Here is a 17,308-nt window from a genome sequence, read left to right as displayed (position 1 = left end):
TTATGGATATTTTTATAGCAACATTTTTAAAAATGTTTTTTATCATGACACCATTTTTTGTATTGTCAGTTTTTTTAACAGTAACCCATGATGCAACAGCAAAAGAGAAAAAAGCCTTAGCTATAAAAGTTACAATATCTGTTGTGATTATGAGTTTAGTTTTGCTTTTTTTTGGTAAACATATATTTGCAGTTTTTGGTATAACTCTTGATGCTTTTAGAATAGGTGCTGGAGCATTACTGTTTTTATCAGCAGTTGAGTTAATAAAAGGAAATAAAGATACTGGAAAAGTTGGAGATAAGGATATCTCACAACTAGCAGTTGTACCTTTAGCAATTCCTGTTACAATAGGACCAGGAACAATTGGTATCTTACTAGTCATGGGTGCGACGTTTGATAGTACATCATCCATGATTATGGGATGTTTAGCATTGATAAGTGCTGTATTAGTAATAGGTATTATGCTTTATTCTTCAAGTATTATTGAGAGTATTATTGGTAAACAAGGACTTCTTGTAATCTCAAAAATTACAGGTCTATTCCTATCAGCACTTGCAGCACAGATTGTATTTACTGGTATCAAAAACTTTTTAGGGCTATGATGAAGATATTATACTACGGTGGACAAAAATCAGGTAAAAGTAGACTTGCAGAAGCAAAAACAATAGAACTATCAAATAATAAAAAGCCATACTATATAGCTACATATGACAATAGCTATGGCGATGAAGAGATGCAAAAAAGAGTTTTACAACATCAAAACCAAAGAAGTGAAAAATTTGAAACTATCGAAGAAAAATTTGGGTTATCAAAAGTTATCAAAGATGGAAATACATATTTGATAGATTGTATCTCTATGTGGCTTTTAAATGGGCTTGAAAAAAGTGAAGATGAACTCTTATTTGAGATAGAAAAACTATCAAAAAAAGATGCAAATATAGTTTTTGTACTAAATGATGTAAGTAGTGGAGTTATACCTTTTGAAAAAGTTAGTCGTAAGTATGTGGATATGAGCGGAATCATTGGACAAAAGTTAGCAAGTATTTGTGATGAAGTATATGAAGTAAAACTTGGGTTAGCCCAAAGGATTAAGTAGATGAAATTTTTTTTAAGTTTTATAATGGAGTATATTCACATATCATTATTCTATTTAAAATATTTACCTAGTAAAATAGATAAATTTGAGATTAAAATTTATTTTAGAATAATATTTATTTTTATTGGTATATCATATATATTATTATTGAATCGTTTAGTTTTATATGGAATACCATTAGAATTAATAGAAATAAAAAATATTATTATTTCTTCAGAAAGTTTTTTCTTTAGAGAAGTAATTGGTTTTTTATTGTTAGTTTTTTTGATTCTTTATGCTTTATTTACAACAATCAATGGACTCATTATAAAAAAGAATATATTTTCAATGTATGGAATTTATTTTTTATTTTTTATTATTATAATTCCTTTTCAAGGTTTATTTAGTTTAGAATTGTCTGATAATATATTTGATATTCTTATTTTCATTTCATGTTTAATTTTTATTGTGCATATGCTTTTAAATTTTGAAAAAAATAAAATTTATATTAAATATGCATTAATAGGTGTCACTACTATTTTATTTTTTTCTATTACTATGGAAAGTATTTATCAAATAAGGTATAAAACTTCAAATTCAAATAAACATTTTCATAATAATAACATTTTCTCAGAGATTTTAGATTCTTATATACTAGAGTATAAAAAACCTTATATTGAAGAAGTGCATATTGATAAAAAAAGTAAAAATGAAATAGTTTTTGTATTAGGAAATGTTAATGGATATATATATTATTATCCAAGAGAACAAATTATTGATATTTTAAATTCTGAAATATCACATGAAATAAAAGAGAAAATTTGCGTAGAGAAAGATAAAACACAAATTGATGAAAATATTTATTATCCTAGAAGAACAATTAGTTTATTAAAAACTTCTTCTTTAAGAAGCAGAAAATTTGAAAGAAAGAAAGAAGATAGAATTAAATTAATTACAGAGTTTGTAAATTTCAGAGATAGCTTTTGTGAAAACTTAACAGTTGATGAATAGATTATTTAAGGAAAAATATGAATAATATCTCTATCTTCGGAACTTCAAGCGATGCTGGAAAATCTACTATTACCTTTGTAATAGCTAAGATTTTACAAGATTTAGGAGTAAATGTTGCTCCTTTTAAAGCTCAAAATGTATCAAACAATGCTTATGTTTGTGATGATGGAAGTGAGATTGCTGTTGCTCAGTATTTTCAAGCTCAGGTTTTGGGCGTGCCTACTTCTTATCATCTAAATCCTGTGTTATTAAAATCAGGTCGGGGAAGTAATGCTTCTGTAATAGTTGAGGGGCAAGTATTAGCTAGCAAAGATGTGCTTACTTATTATAAAGATTTGGACCTACTAAAACCTGCTGTTGATAGATGTTTTTCTTATCTTGATGAAAGGTATGATTGTCTTGTTTGTGAGGGAGCTGGAAGTCCTGTGGAACTTAATCTTATGGATAAAGACTTATCAAATATTTACATTGCCACCAAATACAATACAAAAATCATACTTGTAGCAGACATAGAGAAGGGCGGAGTTTTTGCTTCTATTTATGGAGTTTATAATCTTCTTCCAAAAGAGTTACAAAAAAACGTTATTGGTGTGATTGTAAATAAGTTTCGTGGGGATTTGAGTCTTTTTGATGAGGGTATAAAAATCATAGAAAATGATTTTAAGATACCAGTTCTTGGAGTACTTCCTTATATACCTTTTAATCTAGGATTTGAAGATTCTCAAAGTTTGAAAAACTATGCCCAAAACTCAAAAGATAGCGTTATAAGAGTAGGGGTTATTTCATATCCTTATATGAGTAATTACAACGATTTTGAGCCTTTGATTGCTGATAGTAATATAAACTTAGAGTTTATAGAAAACAATATCTCACTTGATAAGTTTGACCTGATAATCTTGCCTGGTTCCAAACTAGTGATAAAAGACCTGCAGTGGCTTAAATCAAATGGTTTGTTCAAAAGAGTAAAAGAGTATGAAAAAACTATTTTAGGGCTTTGTGGTGGTTATGAGATGATGTTTAATTCACTTGATGACAAATTTGCCTTAGAAAATAGTATAGCATGTGTGGAAGAGGGATTTGGTTTTATAGATGAGACAATAGTTTTTGAAAAAGATAAAGTTCTTAAAAAAGCTACTTATAATATCTTTGAATGTGAGATTGAAGGATTTGAGATACATCATGGAGTTTCTAAAAAACATCAAATATCATATGAAACAGAGAATATTAAAGGTACTTTCATCCATGCTATTTTTGATAATGACAATATCAGAACAAAACTATTTAAAGCAATAAATAGTGAGTACAAAGAGTTTGATTTTAAAGCATACAAAAAAAAGACAATAGATAGCTTTATTTCTAATATGAAAGAAAGACTGGATGTAAATAAAATATTGGAAAATATAAATGAATAATTTTATTTTAGGGTTTAAATTTGCTCTTAGCTACTTTACAATACTTCCCGTAAGATTTAAAGAAAAAGATGACTTATCGAAAAAAGAGATTCTATCTTTTATGCTTTTTTCACTTCCTTTACTTGGTTTGATACTTGGGGTTATTACTCTTAGTTTATATTATTTTTTAGATGATCTATCTTGGTTTGGGGCGCTTATTTGTGCTGTATTTTATATGATTCTTTATGGTTTTATCCATACAGAAGCTATCATAGACGTAGTTGATGCGATATATGCAAAACATAGTGGGAAAGATGCCTATGAAGTGATAAAAGAGCCGACAATTGGGGCTATGGGTGTTTTATATGCTTTTGCTTTTTTTACTCTTAAAATCGCAGCTATTGTATATCTATTTTTAAATGATTATCTTTTAGAGTTTATTTCAATTATTATCATAAGTAGATTGATGCTTCTGTTTGTGATTAAAAACTTTGAATTTAAATCAACTTTTGTAAACCAATTAAAAGAATCACTTAGTACAAATATCTTTTTTAGTGCGCTTATTATTTTTACTTTATTAAATATTTTTCTTATTGGCTTAAAAGCTATTACTCTTGTGATATTTGCTTTTATTTTTTCATATTTTATTGCACTATTTATAAAGAAAAATGTTGGCTTTTTAAATGGTGATGCACTAGGTACAGTTCTTGAATCATTAGAGATTTTGTTGGTAATTTTAATTCTTGTGATATAAGTAAATCTTATGTTTCTTTTTATGATGTTTTAATAAATCAAAGATTATAATTAATTTAGTTATTTGGTTTGACTAAAGATTTGATAGCTTTTGGTAGATGAGCAAAGGGTAGGGTTTTATTTTGTGTGAATTTCTCCTTCTCAAAACAAGATAATTCCACATTCATATTAGCTTTATTTAAAAATAGTACTTTATATTTTATTCCCTCAAGAGTATAAGTTATATTTTTATTTCTAAAATCTACTATCTCTTTTTTCTTTGCCATTTATAATCCTTTTACAAAAGAAGAGTATCAAAAAATGGGTAATGAAAGAATAAAGTCAGTTCCAAATAGGTTGAAGTTTTTTCCTGTGATGATGTTTGCTATTGTTATGGGCTTAGCAGGACTTAGTTTAGTTTATGGAAAAGCTCATGAAGTATTAGGAATATATGAAATATTTTATGAAGTACTTTCATATTTTACTATTATTATTTTTTTTATAATTTTAATTACCTACTTTAGAAAAATGATGAAATACCATGACGAAGTAAAAGAAGAGTTTTCTCACCCCATAAGAATAAACTTTTTTGCAGCTATATCTATATCTTTTATTCTTGTTTCTATGCTATTTAAACCTATAAATATTCAAGTTTCACTTAGCTTATTTACAATAGGAACAGTATTACATCTATTTTTTACATTTTATACTCTTAGTTTTTGGATAAATAAGCCTTTAAACATACAACACTCCAACCCCGCTTGGTTTATTCCAATTGTAGGAAATCTTATAATTCCAGTTGGTGGAATTGATTTTTTAAGTAATAATGTACTTATCTATTTTTTCTCTATTGGAATCTTTTTTTGGATAATTATGTTTTCAATTATATTAAATAGAATTATCTTTCATGATCAATTTGCACAAAAGTTTATACCAACACTTTTTATACTTATAGCTCCTCCTACTGTGGGACTTTTGGCTTATTATAAGTTGACTACTAATTTTGATATCTTTGCCATGATTTTATATAATCTAGGGTTGTTTTTTATCTTCCTGCTCTTTTTTATGTATAAAAATTTCTTAAAAATAAAATTTTTTATATCATGGTGGGCATTTACATTTCCTTTGGCTTCTATGGCTTTAGCTACACTATTAGTTTACTCTATAACTAAAGAGCTTATTTATTTTTATTTGTCATATTTTTTTATTATTTGTGTGACTGTTGTAGTAGGTCTAGTTGCATATAATACCTTGAAACATATTGTAAAAAAAGAGATATGTATAATGGAATAGTAATTCTAATGGTAATATAATAAACCTATAAATATTAAAAGGTATTACTATGAATTATAAATATATAGGAAAAACAGGACTAAGAGTAACTGATATTTGTTTGGGAACTATGACTTTTGGGACAACTACTTCAAAAGAAGAAGCTTTCAAAATCATGGATAAAGCTTATGAAAGAGGTATTAACTTCTATGATACAGCAGAGATTTATCCCGTACCCCCAACTGCAAACTTAGGTGGACTAACAGAAGAGATAGTAGGAGAGTGGCTAAAAACAAAACCAAGAGAGTCAATAATTCTTGCTACTAAAGTTGCAGGTGCAGCTTCTGGATGGTTTGTCCCTCCCACCCGTCATGGCTTGACAGCAATTGATTCTTTTCATATTAAAAGAGCAGTTGAGGGGAGTTTAAAAAGACTTCAAACTGATTATATCGACCTTTATCAAATGCATTGGCCAGATACTATAGTACCTATTGAAGAGAGTTTAAAAGCCTTTGATGAGTTAGTTAAAGAAGGAAAAGTAAGATACATAGGAACTTCAAATGATAGTGCTTATGGTTTATCAAAAGCAAATGAAGTTTCAAAATATAATAAACTAGCTAGATTTGAATCTATCCAAAATAATTTTTCACTTCTAAATCCAAGGTTTTTAGATGAACTTAGTATTGTTTGTAAAAATGAAGAAATCTCACTATTGCCATACTCTCCCATAGCAGGTGGAGTTTTAAGTGGAAAATATAATGCTGGATTTTACCCAGAAGATGCTAGATTTAGTTCTTATATACAAAACAAAAGTAAAAGAGTTCAAGCTATGGCTAATAGGTTTGTCAATGACAAAACAATGGAAGCTACAGCTAGATATATGAAGTTAGCTAAAAAGTATGATATGAGCCCAGTTACACTTGCTGTTGCTTGGTCAAAACAGCATGACTTTGTCGCTTCTACTATTATTGGTGCTAGAATTTTGACTCAGTTAGATGCTTCTTTAGATGCAATAGATATAAGATTAAGTAATGAAATCTTGGAAGAAATCAAACAAATTCAAAAGGATATTTTATATCCAATGGGATAATATTATAAGTTATATTTATTCTTAAGAAGGTATAATAATCCAAAATATATTCTTAGAGGTAAATAAGTATGAGTAATTTTACGATTTCAAAAAAGTTTTCTATTATGATAATAGCATTGACAGTTATTATGCTAGCTATTAGTTTTTTTATTTTAAATAATAAGAAAAATAGTATTGTCAATGAAGTTGTGAGTAAAACAAAAGAAGAACTACAACAAACTTCTGAAACAAAAATCAATGGAAAACTTGATGTTGGTATTTCAAATGCAATATCTATTGCAAATGATTCAATGATTCAAAACTCTCTTTTAGATAATAATAGAGATATGGCTATTAATGCTTTATCAACATTATCTAAAAAAATGAAAGAATCAACGCCTTTTAAAAATATAAAGATTCATTTACATACAAAAGATAACAAATCATTTGTAAGGTCTTGGAAACTGGATAAACATGGTGATGATTTGTCTTCATTTAGGAATAGTGTTGTTCAAGTAAATAAAGAACAAAAAGTTGTAAATACTTTTGAAGTAGGAAGGGCTGGACTAAGTATTCGTTCAGTTGTACCAGTATTTGCTAATAACGAGCATGTAGGTTCTTTAGAGTTTATGCAAGGTATTAATTCAGTAGCAAAAGAGTTTGATAAAAATGGTGATGCTTTTATTTTATTGATGGATCCTAAAGTAGCTATTGCAGATACTTCAAAACTAGAAAAACTAAATGGCTATGTTGTCTCTCAAAAGTTTTTAAATAAAGACTTTTTTGAAGATGCTAAAAATATAGATCTTAAAAAACTTGTATCTGAGGGTCATATTCAAACTGCAAAGTACTTTTATACAACAACTGCTATAAAAGATTTTGAAAATAAAACTTTAGGTTTTGGATTAGTAGGTAGAAAATATGAAGTTGTAAATGTTTCTATTCATGAAGCTTCGGATATTATTTGGCAAGCTTTAGTATTATTATTGATTTCTTTATTACTAACAATGTTAGGAAGTCTATTTAACTTAAAACATACAGTTCTTTCTCCAATAAAAAATCTAAAAAACTCAATTGACAACTTAGTTAATAACAACTCAACAGAATCAACAAAGATTGAAGTAAATTCAAATGATGAAATTGGCGATGTTGTAAATAGTTTTAATAGTTATTTAGCAGAGTTAGATAAAGGTAACAAACAAGATATAGAAGTAATTGAAGAGACAAAATTAATAATAGAAAAAGTTAATAAGGGCTTATTAAACGATAGAGTAACTAAAAAAGGTCACTCTGAGTCTGTAAATCAACTTGTAAATGAAGTAAATTCTATGATTGGTGTTTTTCAGACAAACTTATTAATGCTTTCAGATGTTTTAATTAGTCTTTCAAATGCTAAATATGATACAAAGCTTCCTGATATAAAAGTTACTGGTATTGTTGCATCTATTTTTAGTGGAATAAAAGTTACTCAATCAACAATCAATGAAGTTCTGTGCTTAATAGACAATGCAAATAATAAGTTAACTACAAGTGCATTTGAACTAGCAGGTGCATCAAAAAAACTAAGTAGTTCTTCAAATACACAGGCTGCATCACTTGAAGAGACAGCGGCTGCTATACAAGAGATATCATCAACTATTCAAAGTAGTAGTGAAACAGCAACAAAGATGTCTTCTTATGCAAAAAATGTAAGTGAATCAAATGAGAATGGTAAACAACTTGCCTTTAAAACAGCTGGTGCAATGGAAGAGTTAAGTTCAAAAGTAAGTGCTATTAATGAATCTATTTCAATTATTGACCAAATAGCTTTCCAAACAAATATTCTTTCACTTAATGCAGCAGTTGAAGCTGCGACAGCTGGAGAAGCAGGAAAAGGCTTTGCCGTAGTTGCTCAAGAGGTTAGAAACTTAGCTTCAAGATCTGCAGAAGCAGCTAAAGAGATAAAAGCTTTAGTAGAAGATGCAACACAAAAAGCAGGGGAGAGTAAAGAGATATCAAATCAAATGATTACAGGATATAATCAGCTAAATGAAAATATCACTGCAACAATTGGACTTATTGAAGATGTTAATAGTGCATCAAAAGAACAAGAACAAGCTATGATTCAAATAAGTGATACGGTAAACTCTTTAGACCAAGCTACTCAACAAAATGCATCTTTAGCTTCATCTATCAATGAAATGTCATCACTTACATCAAACCTTGCTTCTCAATTACAAAATGCAGTAAACAGAACAAGTTTTGATAAGAGTGCAAGTAATAGAATATGTGATGAAAATTTAATATTTGATGTAAATAAATTAAAGTCAGACCATTTAACCTTTAAAAATACAAATTTTTGTGAGTGTAAAAAAGGTCATAACTTTACAGTTAAAACGCACCATGAGTGTAATTTAGGTAAATGGATTGATGAGAATGAAGATTCAGATATGTCAAGAACAAATGAATGGAGCCATTTAAAAGAAGCACACAAAGAGGTTCATGGTTTAGTTCAACAAACAGTTGATTTATATGCTTCAAGTGCCTCAAATGAAGAAATCTTTGAAGTTACAGAGGCAATAGAAAAAAATATTGATATCGTTTTTGAAGCTCTTAATATAATAAGAGTAGAAAAGTGTAAAAATAGCTAAATTCTTGACTAAAGTTATTGATTTCTCCTTTTTTTTCTATTAAAATATAATCAGACTAAAAAAGGAGTTCTCCATGCTTGATGAAAAAATATTACTTTTACTCGACTGCAACATTTATAAATATAATTATACAAAGCATTGTTTCCAAATAAGAAATTATTTTGATGTAAATAATGACTCTCTACTAGAAGAACTAAAAGAAATTTTAAAAATATTAGAAAAAAATGAAATTAATTATATAATAGAAAAAGATAACACTATCACGATAGCTAAATAGAAGACCAAACTTGAATAAAGAAAAATTAGTTTTAAAAGAAGCATATAAACTAAGATATGAATACTATAATTTTTATGAAAATAAAGAAACAAAATGGCATGATAAATACAAAAATCATAAACTATATAATGCAGTAGTGGAGAGTTTAGAGTACAAATTTCATGAGATAGCGAATATTATGCCCGAACTTATAAAAAAGTTGAATTTAAATTAATCTCCAAAATTAGCAAAAGCGCTTTCAACACTTGGAATGTTTTTGTAAGAAGTTTTTGATAGTCTTACTTTTTTTGTTTTTAAATCACATACAGCAATTTTAAAACTAGAACCCATATGTGGCTCTACAACACAAATAATTTTATCTTCAATTTGGCGTGTTGTATAGATGGTACCTTGTAAAGATCTGAAAAAATACTTTGGATAACTCAATGGTGTTATCTCAACTATATCTATACCTTCTTGATTCTCAAGGGTTTGCATTATGTCCATGGCGTCTTCATACTCTTCGAATTGAATACACCAATCATCAAAATTTTTATTAAAATGTTCTAAATCTTCATCTAGAAAACCACCAGCTAAAGATTGTAAAGCAAAAATTGACACATAAACACCTTGAAATATATATAGTTTTAAATATTTATTTTAACATACTTAGGTTTTAATTATATAAATAGAAAAAATCAAGATGAACAACTAACATGGGAAACTCCTGCTATATCAAAAAGCTCTAATGGTTTTTTTCTGTAGTATTTTTTTTCTATATCACTAGATTGTTCATCATATGGGTTTATCATTATATTTTGTAACTCATGTATCAAAGTATAATCACCATTTTTAGCTTGTTCATAAGCTGGTACTAAAAACCACTCTCTTAAAGTATATTTGGGATTTATAGCCTTCATTTCTTTTGAAGTTGCATTAACCTTTAAATTCCAAGACTTAAGCCACTGTGTCCATTTTTTCTTGATGTTTTCATCTTTTAATTCCTTATAAAAACTTTTTTCTAGTTTGGAAATATCTTCTGGAATAGATGATAGTTCTCGGAAAAACATCGTATAGTCTACTGTTGTTTCAATCATAAGTGACATAAGAGAGTTGAATAAGTTTTCATCAAATTTACTCAATCCAAGTTTAGAAGCCCACATATCTTGTATCTTTTCTTCCACAACTTTTGCAAAATCATTTCTAATGGTAGCCAACTCTTCTAAAGCATTTGGGTGTGACTCAAGTAATGGCATTAAAGCACTACAAAACATATTGAAGTTTTTTCGGGCTGCCTCAGGTTGATTAAAAAATGAGAAGTGTCTTCCTCCACCAGTCCATGGTTGATAAGAGGGATCAAATAAATCAATAAACCCAAATGGACCATAATCTAAAGTAAATCCTCCAACAGCAGTATTATCACTATTGAAATTACCTTGACAATATCCTACTCTTATCCAGTTTGCTACCAAAGAAGTTAGACGTTCACGAAACAAGCTTGCAAATAAAAGAATTTTTTCTTCAAGATGTAAGTTATTGTCTATTTGTTCTTTGTATTCTCTATTTATGGCATGCAGTACAATTTGTTCTAGCTCATCTTTTGCTTTTGAATGTTCATCTATTCTAGCACGTCTAGCAAAAAGCTCTAACTGACCAACTCTAATAAATGATGGCGCAACTCTAGTAGATATAGCAACAGCTTCTTCTATCATAACTTCTGGGTCTTTAGAGTAAGAACCTTGTGTAAACCAGGGACGAGTTACTGTTTCACTCTCTGAAGTATATAAACTCAAAGAACGAGATGTTGGTATACCTAGTGCATACATATGTTCTTGGGCTAAAAACTCTCTAATACTAGATCTTAAAACTGCACGACCATCTGCACCACGACAATATGGCGTTTTTCCACCACCTTTTAGTTGCATTTCCCAACGCTTGCCATTTATTACAGCTTCAAGTATAGATATAGCTCGACCATCACCATAGCCATTTCCCGTTTGAAATGGACATTGTTGGTAATATTCTGTGCCATAAATTGAAAGAGCATATCCACATGCCCACCCAATACTATGTAATGGTTTTGGAACACTAGAGGTATCTCCACTAAACATCTTCATAAAATCATCAGATTGTGCTAAAGAATCATCTAGTCCCAGTTCTTCAAAAAAAGTTTTACTATGGGTAATATATTTGGGATTTTCTATAGGAGTAGGAATCACAGGTACATAATGTCCGTTGTAAACCTCTCTGGGATGAAAATTTTGTCCATCTTTATTTGCCATAGGGTCGCAAACAAGAGTATTGGTAAAAGAGTAATCAGCTAGTTTTCCAAGCTCTTCAAGGGTATTGATTTTTTTATTTTTAATATTATTTGTATTTTTCATATTTCTTCTTATTCATTTTTTTCAATAGTATCATAAGCAGTTAAAAAAAATATCAAATATCGATACTAAATTAAAATTTAATTTTAGCTAATAAATAACATTAACCAGTCCTTTAAAATAGTAACAGTAACCTTGAAAGTATATGCAAAATTTATAAAAGAAGATGAAGAAATTAGACATAGAAAAATAGACAAAGTTGGAAAAATATTCAATTTGTGATATAATTCACAATAAATTAAAAGGTTTATAAATGGCGTTAGCAATAAAAAACAACAAAGTTATTACTATTGTTCCTCCTAAAAAGCTTTCTGTAGAAGATAGAAAGAAATTAATTAGTACTCCTATTAATGAAAAACTTATTCAAAAAGCTACATCACGAAAATATAACATAGTATAGAATTAATTTGGTTAAGATAAAAAAACACCATAATCAAGACTATCCTTATCTATTATCTCAAAAAATAATTTCATCAATAGAACTTTCAGATTCATTTGAACAAAAGAATAGGGAAAAACTCTTTATTGAGGACATTTGTAAAAGAGTTGAAAAATCTAAATCTGTTTTATACGTACTGTGTATTGATGATAAAGAAATAGGACTAGTTTCTTTGTCTGTAACAGCTATTGAAGAGTTTCCCTCACTTCAAATTGACTTTTTACTTGTCGATAAAAATTATCGTGGTAGAGTTATTGAAGAATTAGACGATGTTAAAGCATCAGAATATTTAATTGAATTATCAATTTCAATTGCTAAAGAGATTCAAGAAAAGGTAGGATTAAAGTATATTGTACTTTTACCTGATAATGATGATTTAAGAGAAATTTATCAAGAATTAAACTTTAGTAAACTTAATAAAAATGGTTGGATGTTCATCTCAATTTAGTCATGTTTTTGGAGAATCTAACATTTTAAAAAATCTATAAATACCAAAATAAGGGATATTATCTTGAGAATCAGAGTATATTATGAAGATACAGATTGTGGTGGAGTTGTTTATCACTCCAATTATTTAAACTTTTGTGAAAGAGCTAGAAGCGAGTTGTTTTTTCAAAAGGGATTATCTCCACATAAAACTGATGAGTTTTTTGTAGTAAAATCACTTGAAGCAGACTATATAAGTCCAGCTGTTTTTGGAGATGAACTTTTTATAGAAACTACACTTATTGAAAAAAAATCAGCATCATTAGTTTTAAAACAAGATATATTAAAAGGTGAAAAAGTACTTTTTTCTATGAAAGTAAAAGTGGCTTTTTTAAAAAATGGTAAGCCATCAAAAATACCAAATGATATGTTTGAGGTCTTTAAAAATGATTAAGATTTTATTAGTCTTTTTACTCTTTTTTAGCTCTGTATATCCTAGTAGTGAAATTTATTTTTTACCAAAAGAGGCAAAGAAATCAAGGGATAAAATCATATCTTTAATAGATAATGCAAACAGTTCTATAGACCTTGCCATGTATAATTTATCATATAAAAAGCTTATAAAAAGCTTAACTAAAGCATCAAAAAGAGGTGTAATTATAAACTTATATCTAGATAAAGCTAAAGTTAAGAAAAGTGATAAAATCAATAAACTTTTTAAGAAAAGTGGTATTGAATACAAGATTTTAGACAAAAAAAACCATTTAAAGCTTGCATTGTTTGATAAGAAGCTTGCAGTTTTTGGAACAGCGAACTGGACAAAAGAGTCTTTTAGTGATAACTATGAACTTATTTTTATGACCTCAGAAAAAAATGAAATTGAAAAAATAAAAGATATATTTTTGAGCTTGGAAAAAAATTATTAATTACTATAAAATTTTTACTACTATGCAAGTTTCAAAAAGATAAAATATCTAAAATTTAAAAGGATATTTAGTGTTAGAACTTTTTGTTATTGCATATTGTTTTTATTTTGTAGTAAATATTTATACCTCTTTTATGCAAGTTGGTTTTGTCCAAAATGCAAAAAAATTATCTCCTGTAATTCTTTCAAATGATAAATATGAAATAGCAGCCCAGTATGCTATTGAAAAAGAGAGAATCTCAATTGTTTCAACTTTATACGATTTTGTTATCTTCTTTTTATGGATTAAATTTGGATTAGGATTTTTGGATTCAATTATAGTGGTTGAAGAATCATGGCTAAAAGCTATACTTTTCATAGATGCATTTATAATCATAAATTGGATTTTAGGTTTACCTTTTGATCTGTACTCAACTTTCAAGTTAAATAAAAAGTATGGTTTTTCTAATATGACAGCAAAACTATATATTATGGATACTATTAAAACAGCAATTATATTTTTAGTTGCTGGTTCTTTAGTTATTGCAGGTATTTCATTTATAATTGAAGCTTTTCCTATGTGGTGGATTTGGGGCTTTGTTTTTATCTTTGCTGTGATTATTTTGATAAATATGCTTTATCCAGTTATTAGAGATAAAATGTTTGATAAGTTTGAACCTTTAAAGGATAAAGAACTAGAAGGAAAAATCAACAATCTTCTAAATGAAGTAGGATTTAAAAGTTCTGGTGTATTTTCTGTGGATGCCAGTAAAAGAGATAATAGACTTAATGCTTACTTTGGCGGACTTGGAAGTACTAAAAGAGTAGTTTTATTTGATACTTTAGTGGAAAAACTATCTCACAACGAACTTTTAGCAGTTTTAGGACATGAACTAGGTCATTTTAAAAATGGTGATATTCTAAAAAATATAGGAATCATGGGACTTGTTATGTTTGTATTTTTTGCTATCTTTGGAAACTTAGGTGATGAAATCTTTTTAGGACTAAATATTTCAAATGAACCATATGGAATTATTGTTGTATTTTTGATGTTTTCACCAATACTTTCATTTTTCCTTATGCCTTTGATATCTTTAATTTCAAGACATAATGAGTATGCAGCTGATGAGTTTGGCTCAAACCTTCAATCAAAAGAGGATTTGGTAAGTGCTTTATTAAAACTTGCAAATGAAAATAAATCATTTCCCTTATCTCATCCTTTGTATGTCTTTTTTTACTATTCTCACCCGCCACTAGTGGAGAGATTTAAAGAACTTGGTTTCGATGTACATGCTAAAAAGGAAGATGCTATGAGAGATGAGTTTAACTTAGATGTATGACCAAATAATAATCTTTGCTATTATAGTTTTAATTTCTATACTAATCACATATTTTTTAGTCAGATTAGTATATGAAAAGAAACTATCAACTCTAAATTCTGAAAAAGAATCTATTCAAAAAGAGATAATACAAAGATTAGAGTTTGAAAAAATTAGACATGAAGAGTCTAAAAAGTCAATGAATAGTGAGTTTAAACTAAGAATAGAGTCTTATGATGAAAAACTTCAGCTTTTAGAAGATTCTAAAAAGCAGATGAAGTTAGAATTTGAATCATTGGCAAATAGGTTATTTGAAGAGAACTCTAAAAAGTCATCCCTAAACCTAAATCAAGTTTTAACTCCTTTTAAAGAGCAATTAAATAGTTTTGGTAAAAGAGTTAATGATATCTACAATGATGAGACTAAACAAAGAGTAACTCTTCTTACAGAGATAAAGAACTTAAAAGATTTAAACAATCAAATCTCACAAGATGCAATAAATCTAACAAAAGCTTTAAAAGGTGAAAATAAGACCCAAGGTGATTGGGGTGAGATGATTTTATCTAGAATTTTAGAGCAAACAGGTTTACGTGAAGGAATAGAGTATTCAACCCAAGGAAGCTTTACAAATGAGGATGGTAAAAGGTTACGACCAGATGTTATTGTACACCTTCCTCAAGAAAAAGATGTCATAATTGACTCTAAGGTATCACTTCTTGCATATACAAATTATATAGAGAGTGAAAATGAGATAGATAAAGAAAGATATGCCAAAGAGTTAGCAAAATCTATTTATGCTCATATAAAAGGACTTAGTTCTAAAAATTATGATGAAATAAGTGGTTTGAAGACATTAGATTTTGTATTACTTTTTATACCTATTGAGGGAGCTTTTATGCTTGCAGCCTCAAAAGATAGCAATCTTTTTAAAGTAGCTTTTGAAAGTAATATTATGCTTGTATCTCCATCAACTCTGTTTGTAACACTAAGAACCATAGAAAATATATGGAGATATGAACATCAAAATGAAAACTCTTTAATAATCTCAAAGAAAGCTGCAGATTTATATGATAAGTTTGCATCATTTTTAGAAGATATTGAAAAAATAGGTACGCATATAGATAGAACTAAAAAGTCATATGATGATGCTATCAACAAACTAAGTGTTGGAAGAGGAAATCTTCTACGACGTGCTCAAGAATTTGAAGAGTTGGGTGTAAAAGCCAAAAAGACAATTGACCAAAGTAAATTACTAGGCGAATAAATGGAACTGATATTAGAATTTGTACTTAACTTTTTAAAACTTTTAGATGCTATGAGTATCTATGTAATGCTTGGCCTTTTCATAGCAGGTATTTTAAAACAATTGATTCCTGATGATTTCATATCTTCTCACTTAGGTACAAATTCTACGACATCAGTAATAAAGGCAACTATTTTTGGAATACCTTTACCTGTTTGTTCCTGCTCTGTTATTCCTTTAGCTCAAGGGTTAAAAAAAGAGGGTGCTAGTAAGGGCTCTGTTCAGAGTTTCCTAATCTCTACTCCTATTACGGGTGTAGATTCTATCTTGGCTACTTTTTCTTTTTTTGGACTTATTTTTACTGTTTTTAGAGTTATTAGTTCAGTAATTATTGCTATAGTTGTAGGTTTAATACAAAACTTTATAGAAAAAGATGAAAAAAAAGTTGAAGCAAAACCTTCATTTCAAGCTTTTGCTCCAAAGACTAACTTTTCAGCAAATACAAACTTTAGTCCACAAGTTAATCAAACAAGTGAAAATAAAGAGTCATGTTGTAGTTCTAGTTCTTGTTGTGATAGTATAGTAAAAGAGAAAAAGTCTTTTTCTTTAAAAAGTGCATTAAGTTATGGATATGGTACACTTTTTGCTGATATGGCAAAGTCTTTATTGATAGGGCTTATATTAGGAGCTGTATTTACAACTTTTATGCCTCAAGAGTATGCAAAACTTCTTTTTGATAATCAAATACTAACGTATTTTGTGATTTTGATTGTAGCTATTCCTTTATATACTTGTGCAACTGCATCCCTGCCAATAGCAGCAGCTTTAATGCTTCAAGGAATGAGTGCAGGGGCTGCATTTATCTTTTTAACAGCAGGACCTGCAACAAGTGCTGTAACTATGAGTGTTGTATATAAGATGCTAGGTAGAACTTCACTTATAATATATGTGTCAGTTATTTCTATCATGGCACTTATCTTTGGTTTTATTTTTGATTTATCTTTTCAAAATCTTGAAATCTTATCTATCTCACATGATATGGATGAGTCAAATATATTTAAATCTCTTGCTTCATTGGCTATGTTGATACTTATTATTTATCATCTGTATAGAATGAAGTTTCCTAAAAAAGGTGCAACATGTTGTTCGAACTGAGAAGA

Annotated in this window: 20 protein-coding genes; 17 read left to right on the top strand and 3 right to left on the bottom strand. The window is 28.5% G+C overall.

Annotated elements, in window-relative coordinates; all coding sequences use genetic code 11:
• The first annotated feature begins 2 nt into the window (after positions 1 to 2).
• Genes Q0617_RS04575 through Q0617_RS04555 form a run of 5 tightly spaced genes read left to right on the top strand, consistent with a single transcriptional unit; the run spans position 3 to position 4,231 of the window.
• Positions 3 to 602: a MarC family protein gene (locus tag Q0617_RS04575; RefSeq protein ID WP_298750972.1), complete on the top strand. Its 600-nt coding sequence runs from the start codon at positions 3 to 5 to the stop codon at positions 600 to 602.
• On the top strand, positions 602 to 1,096 hold the full coding sequence (locus tag Q0617_RS04570) for a bifunctional adenosylcobinamide kinase/adenosylcobinamide-phosphate guanylyltransferase (RefSeq protein WP_298750971.1): 495 nt from the start codon (positions 602 to 604) through the stop codon (positions 1,094 to 1,096). The genes Q0617_RS04575 and Q0617_RS04570 overlap by 1 nt, the downstream gene beginning before the upstream one ends.
• Positions 1,097 to 2,086, top strand: a complete 990-nt coding sequence (locus Q0617_RS04565; protein ID WP_298750970.1) for a hypothetical protein — start codon at positions 1,097 to 1,099, stop codon at positions 2,084 to 2,086.
• 17 nt (positions 2,087 to 2,103) lie between these two features.
• Entirely contained in the window at positions 2,104 to 3,498 is a 1,395-nt protein-coding gene (locus tag Q0617_RS04560) for a cobyric acid synthase (RefSeq protein ID WP_298750968.1), read from the top strand.
• Positions 3,491 to 4,231 (top strand): adenosylcobinamide-GDP ribazoletransferase, encoded by a 741-nt coding sequence (locus Q0617_RS04555; protein WP_298750966.1) that lies wholly within the window; start codon positions 3,491 to 3,493, stop codon positions 4,229 to 4,231. The genes Q0617_RS04560 and Q0617_RS04555 overlap by 8 nt, the downstream gene beginning before the upstream one ends.
• Before the next feature lie 55 nt (positions 4,232 to 4,286).
• Here the strand turns inward: Q0617_RS04555 and Q0617_RS04550 are convergent, their stop codons facing one another.
• Positions 4,287 to 4,496, bottom strand: coding sequence for a hypothetical protein (locus Q0617_RS04550; RefSeq protein WP_298750964.1), 210 nt, complete (start codon positions 4,494 to 4,496; stop codon positions 4,287 to 4,289).
• A gap of 34 nt (positions 4,497 to 4,530) precedes the next feature.
• Here Q0617_RS04550 and Q0617_RS04545 point away from each other — a divergent pair, with 34 nt between their 5' ends.
• From Q0617_RS04545 to Q0617_RS04525, 5 genes are all read left to right on the top strand, one after another.
• Complete coding sequence (locus Q0617_RS04545; protein ID WP_298750961.1) at positions 4,531 to 5,502, top strand: SLAC1 anion channel family protein; 972 nt, start codon at positions 4,531 to 4,533, stop codon at positions 5,500 to 5,502.
• Positions 5,503 to 5,551: 49 nt separating this feature from the next.
• Entirely contained in the window at positions 5,552 to 6,571 is a 1,020-nt protein-coding gene (locus Q0617_RS04540; protein WP_298750959.1) for an aldo/keto reductase, read from the top strand.
• A 68-nt stretch (positions 6,572 to 6,639) separates the two neighbouring features.
• On the top strand, positions 6,640 to 9,180 hold the full coding sequence (locus Q0617_RS04535; protein WP_298750957.1) for a methyl-accepting chemotaxis protein: 2,541 nt from the start codon (positions 6,640 to 6,642) through the stop codon (positions 9,178 to 9,180).
• Between the two features lie 73 nt (positions 9,181 to 9,253).
• Complete coding sequence (locus Q0617_RS04530) at positions 9,254 to 9,457, top strand: hypothetical protein (RefSeq protein ID WP_298750956.1); 204 nt, start codon at positions 9,254 to 9,256, stop codon at positions 9,455 to 9,457.
• Positions 9,458 to 9,467: 10 nt separating this feature from the next.
• On the top strand, positions 9,468 to 9,671 hold the full coding sequence (locus tag Q0617_RS04525) for a hypothetical protein (protein WP_298750955.1): 204 nt from the start codon (positions 9,468 to 9,470) through the stop codon (positions 9,669 to 9,671).
• On the opposite strand, the gene Q0617_RS04520 is transcribed toward Q0617_RS04525, so the two are convergent.
• Both Q0617_RS04520 and Q0617_RS04515 read right to left on the bottom strand, forming a co-directional pair.
• Positions 9,668 to 10,057, bottom strand: a complete 390-nt coding sequence (locus tag Q0617_RS04520; protein ID WP_298750953.1) for a hypothetical protein — start codon at positions 10,055 to 10,057, stop codon at positions 9,668 to 9,670. The genes Q0617_RS04525 and Q0617_RS04520 overlap by 4 nt on opposite strands.
• 77 nt (positions 10,058 to 10,134) lie before the next feature.
• The gene (locus Q0617_RS04515; RefSeq protein ID WP_298750952.1) at positions 10,135 to 11,820 is read right to left on the bottom strand and encodes a protein adenylyltransferase SelO family protein; all 1,686 of its coding nucleotides are present in this window, start codon (positions 11,818 to 11,820) and stop codon (positions 10,135 to 10,137) included.
• 250 nt (positions 11,821 to 12,070) lie between these two features.
• Here Q0617_RS04515 and Q0617_RS04510 point away from each other — a divergent pair, with 250 nt between their 5' ends.
• From Q0617_RS04510 to Q0617_RS04480, 7 genes are all read left to right on the top strand, one after another.
• Positions 12,071 to 12,217 (top strand): hypothetical protein, encoded by a 147-nt coding sequence (locus tag Q0617_RS04510; protein WP_298750951.1) that lies wholly within the window; start codon positions 12,071 to 12,073, stop codon positions 12,215 to 12,217.
• A gap of 7 nt (positions 12,218 to 12,224) precedes the next feature.
• Entirely contained in the window at positions 12,225 to 12,704 is a 480-nt protein-coding gene (locus Q0617_RS04505) for a hypothetical protein (RefSeq protein WP_298750947.1), read from the top strand.
• A 63-nt stretch (positions 12,705 to 12,767) separates the two neighbouring features.
• Positions 12,768 to 13,136, top strand: coding sequence for a YbgC/FadM family acyl-CoA thioesterase (locus Q0617_RS04500; protein ID WP_298750945.1), 369 nt, complete (start codon positions 12,768 to 12,770; stop codon positions 13,134 to 13,136).
• Positions 13,129 to 13,608 (top strand): phospholipase D-like domain-containing protein, encoded by a 480-nt coding sequence (locus tag Q0617_RS04495; protein ID WP_298750944.1) that lies wholly within the window; start codon positions 13,129 to 13,131, stop codon positions 13,606 to 13,608. The genes Q0617_RS04500 and Q0617_RS04495 overlap by 8 nt, the downstream gene beginning before the upstream one ends.
• Before the next feature lie 70 nt (positions 13,609 to 13,678).
• Positions 13,679 to 14,926 (top strand): M48 family metallopeptidase, encoded by a 1,248-nt coding sequence (locus tag Q0617_RS04490; protein WP_298750942.1) that lies wholly within the window; start codon positions 13,679 to 13,681, stop codon positions 14,924 to 14,926.
• Positions 14,919 to 16,169, top strand: coding sequence for a DNA recombination protein RmuC (locus Q0617_RS04485; RefSeq protein WP_298750940.1), 1,251 nt, complete (start codon positions 14,919 to 14,921; stop codon positions 16,167 to 16,169). Before Q0617_RS04490 ends, Q0617_RS04485 begins: the two co-directional genes overlap by 8 nt.
• Positions 16,170 to 17,303, top strand: coding sequence for an SO_0444 family Cu/Zn efflux transporter (locus Q0617_RS04480; protein ID WP_298750939.1), 1,134 nt, complete (start codon positions 16,170 to 16,172; stop codon positions 17,301 to 17,303).
• The last annotated feature ends 5 nt before the right edge of the window (positions 17,304 to 17,308 follow it).

Source organism: uncultured Arcobacter sp., from assembly GCF_937982575.1.
Classification (GTDB): domain Bacteria; phylum Campylobacterota; class Campylobacteria; order Campylobacterales; family Arcobacteraceae; genus Arcobacter.
This window is presented reverse-complemented; position numbering and strand designations above follow the sequence as displayed.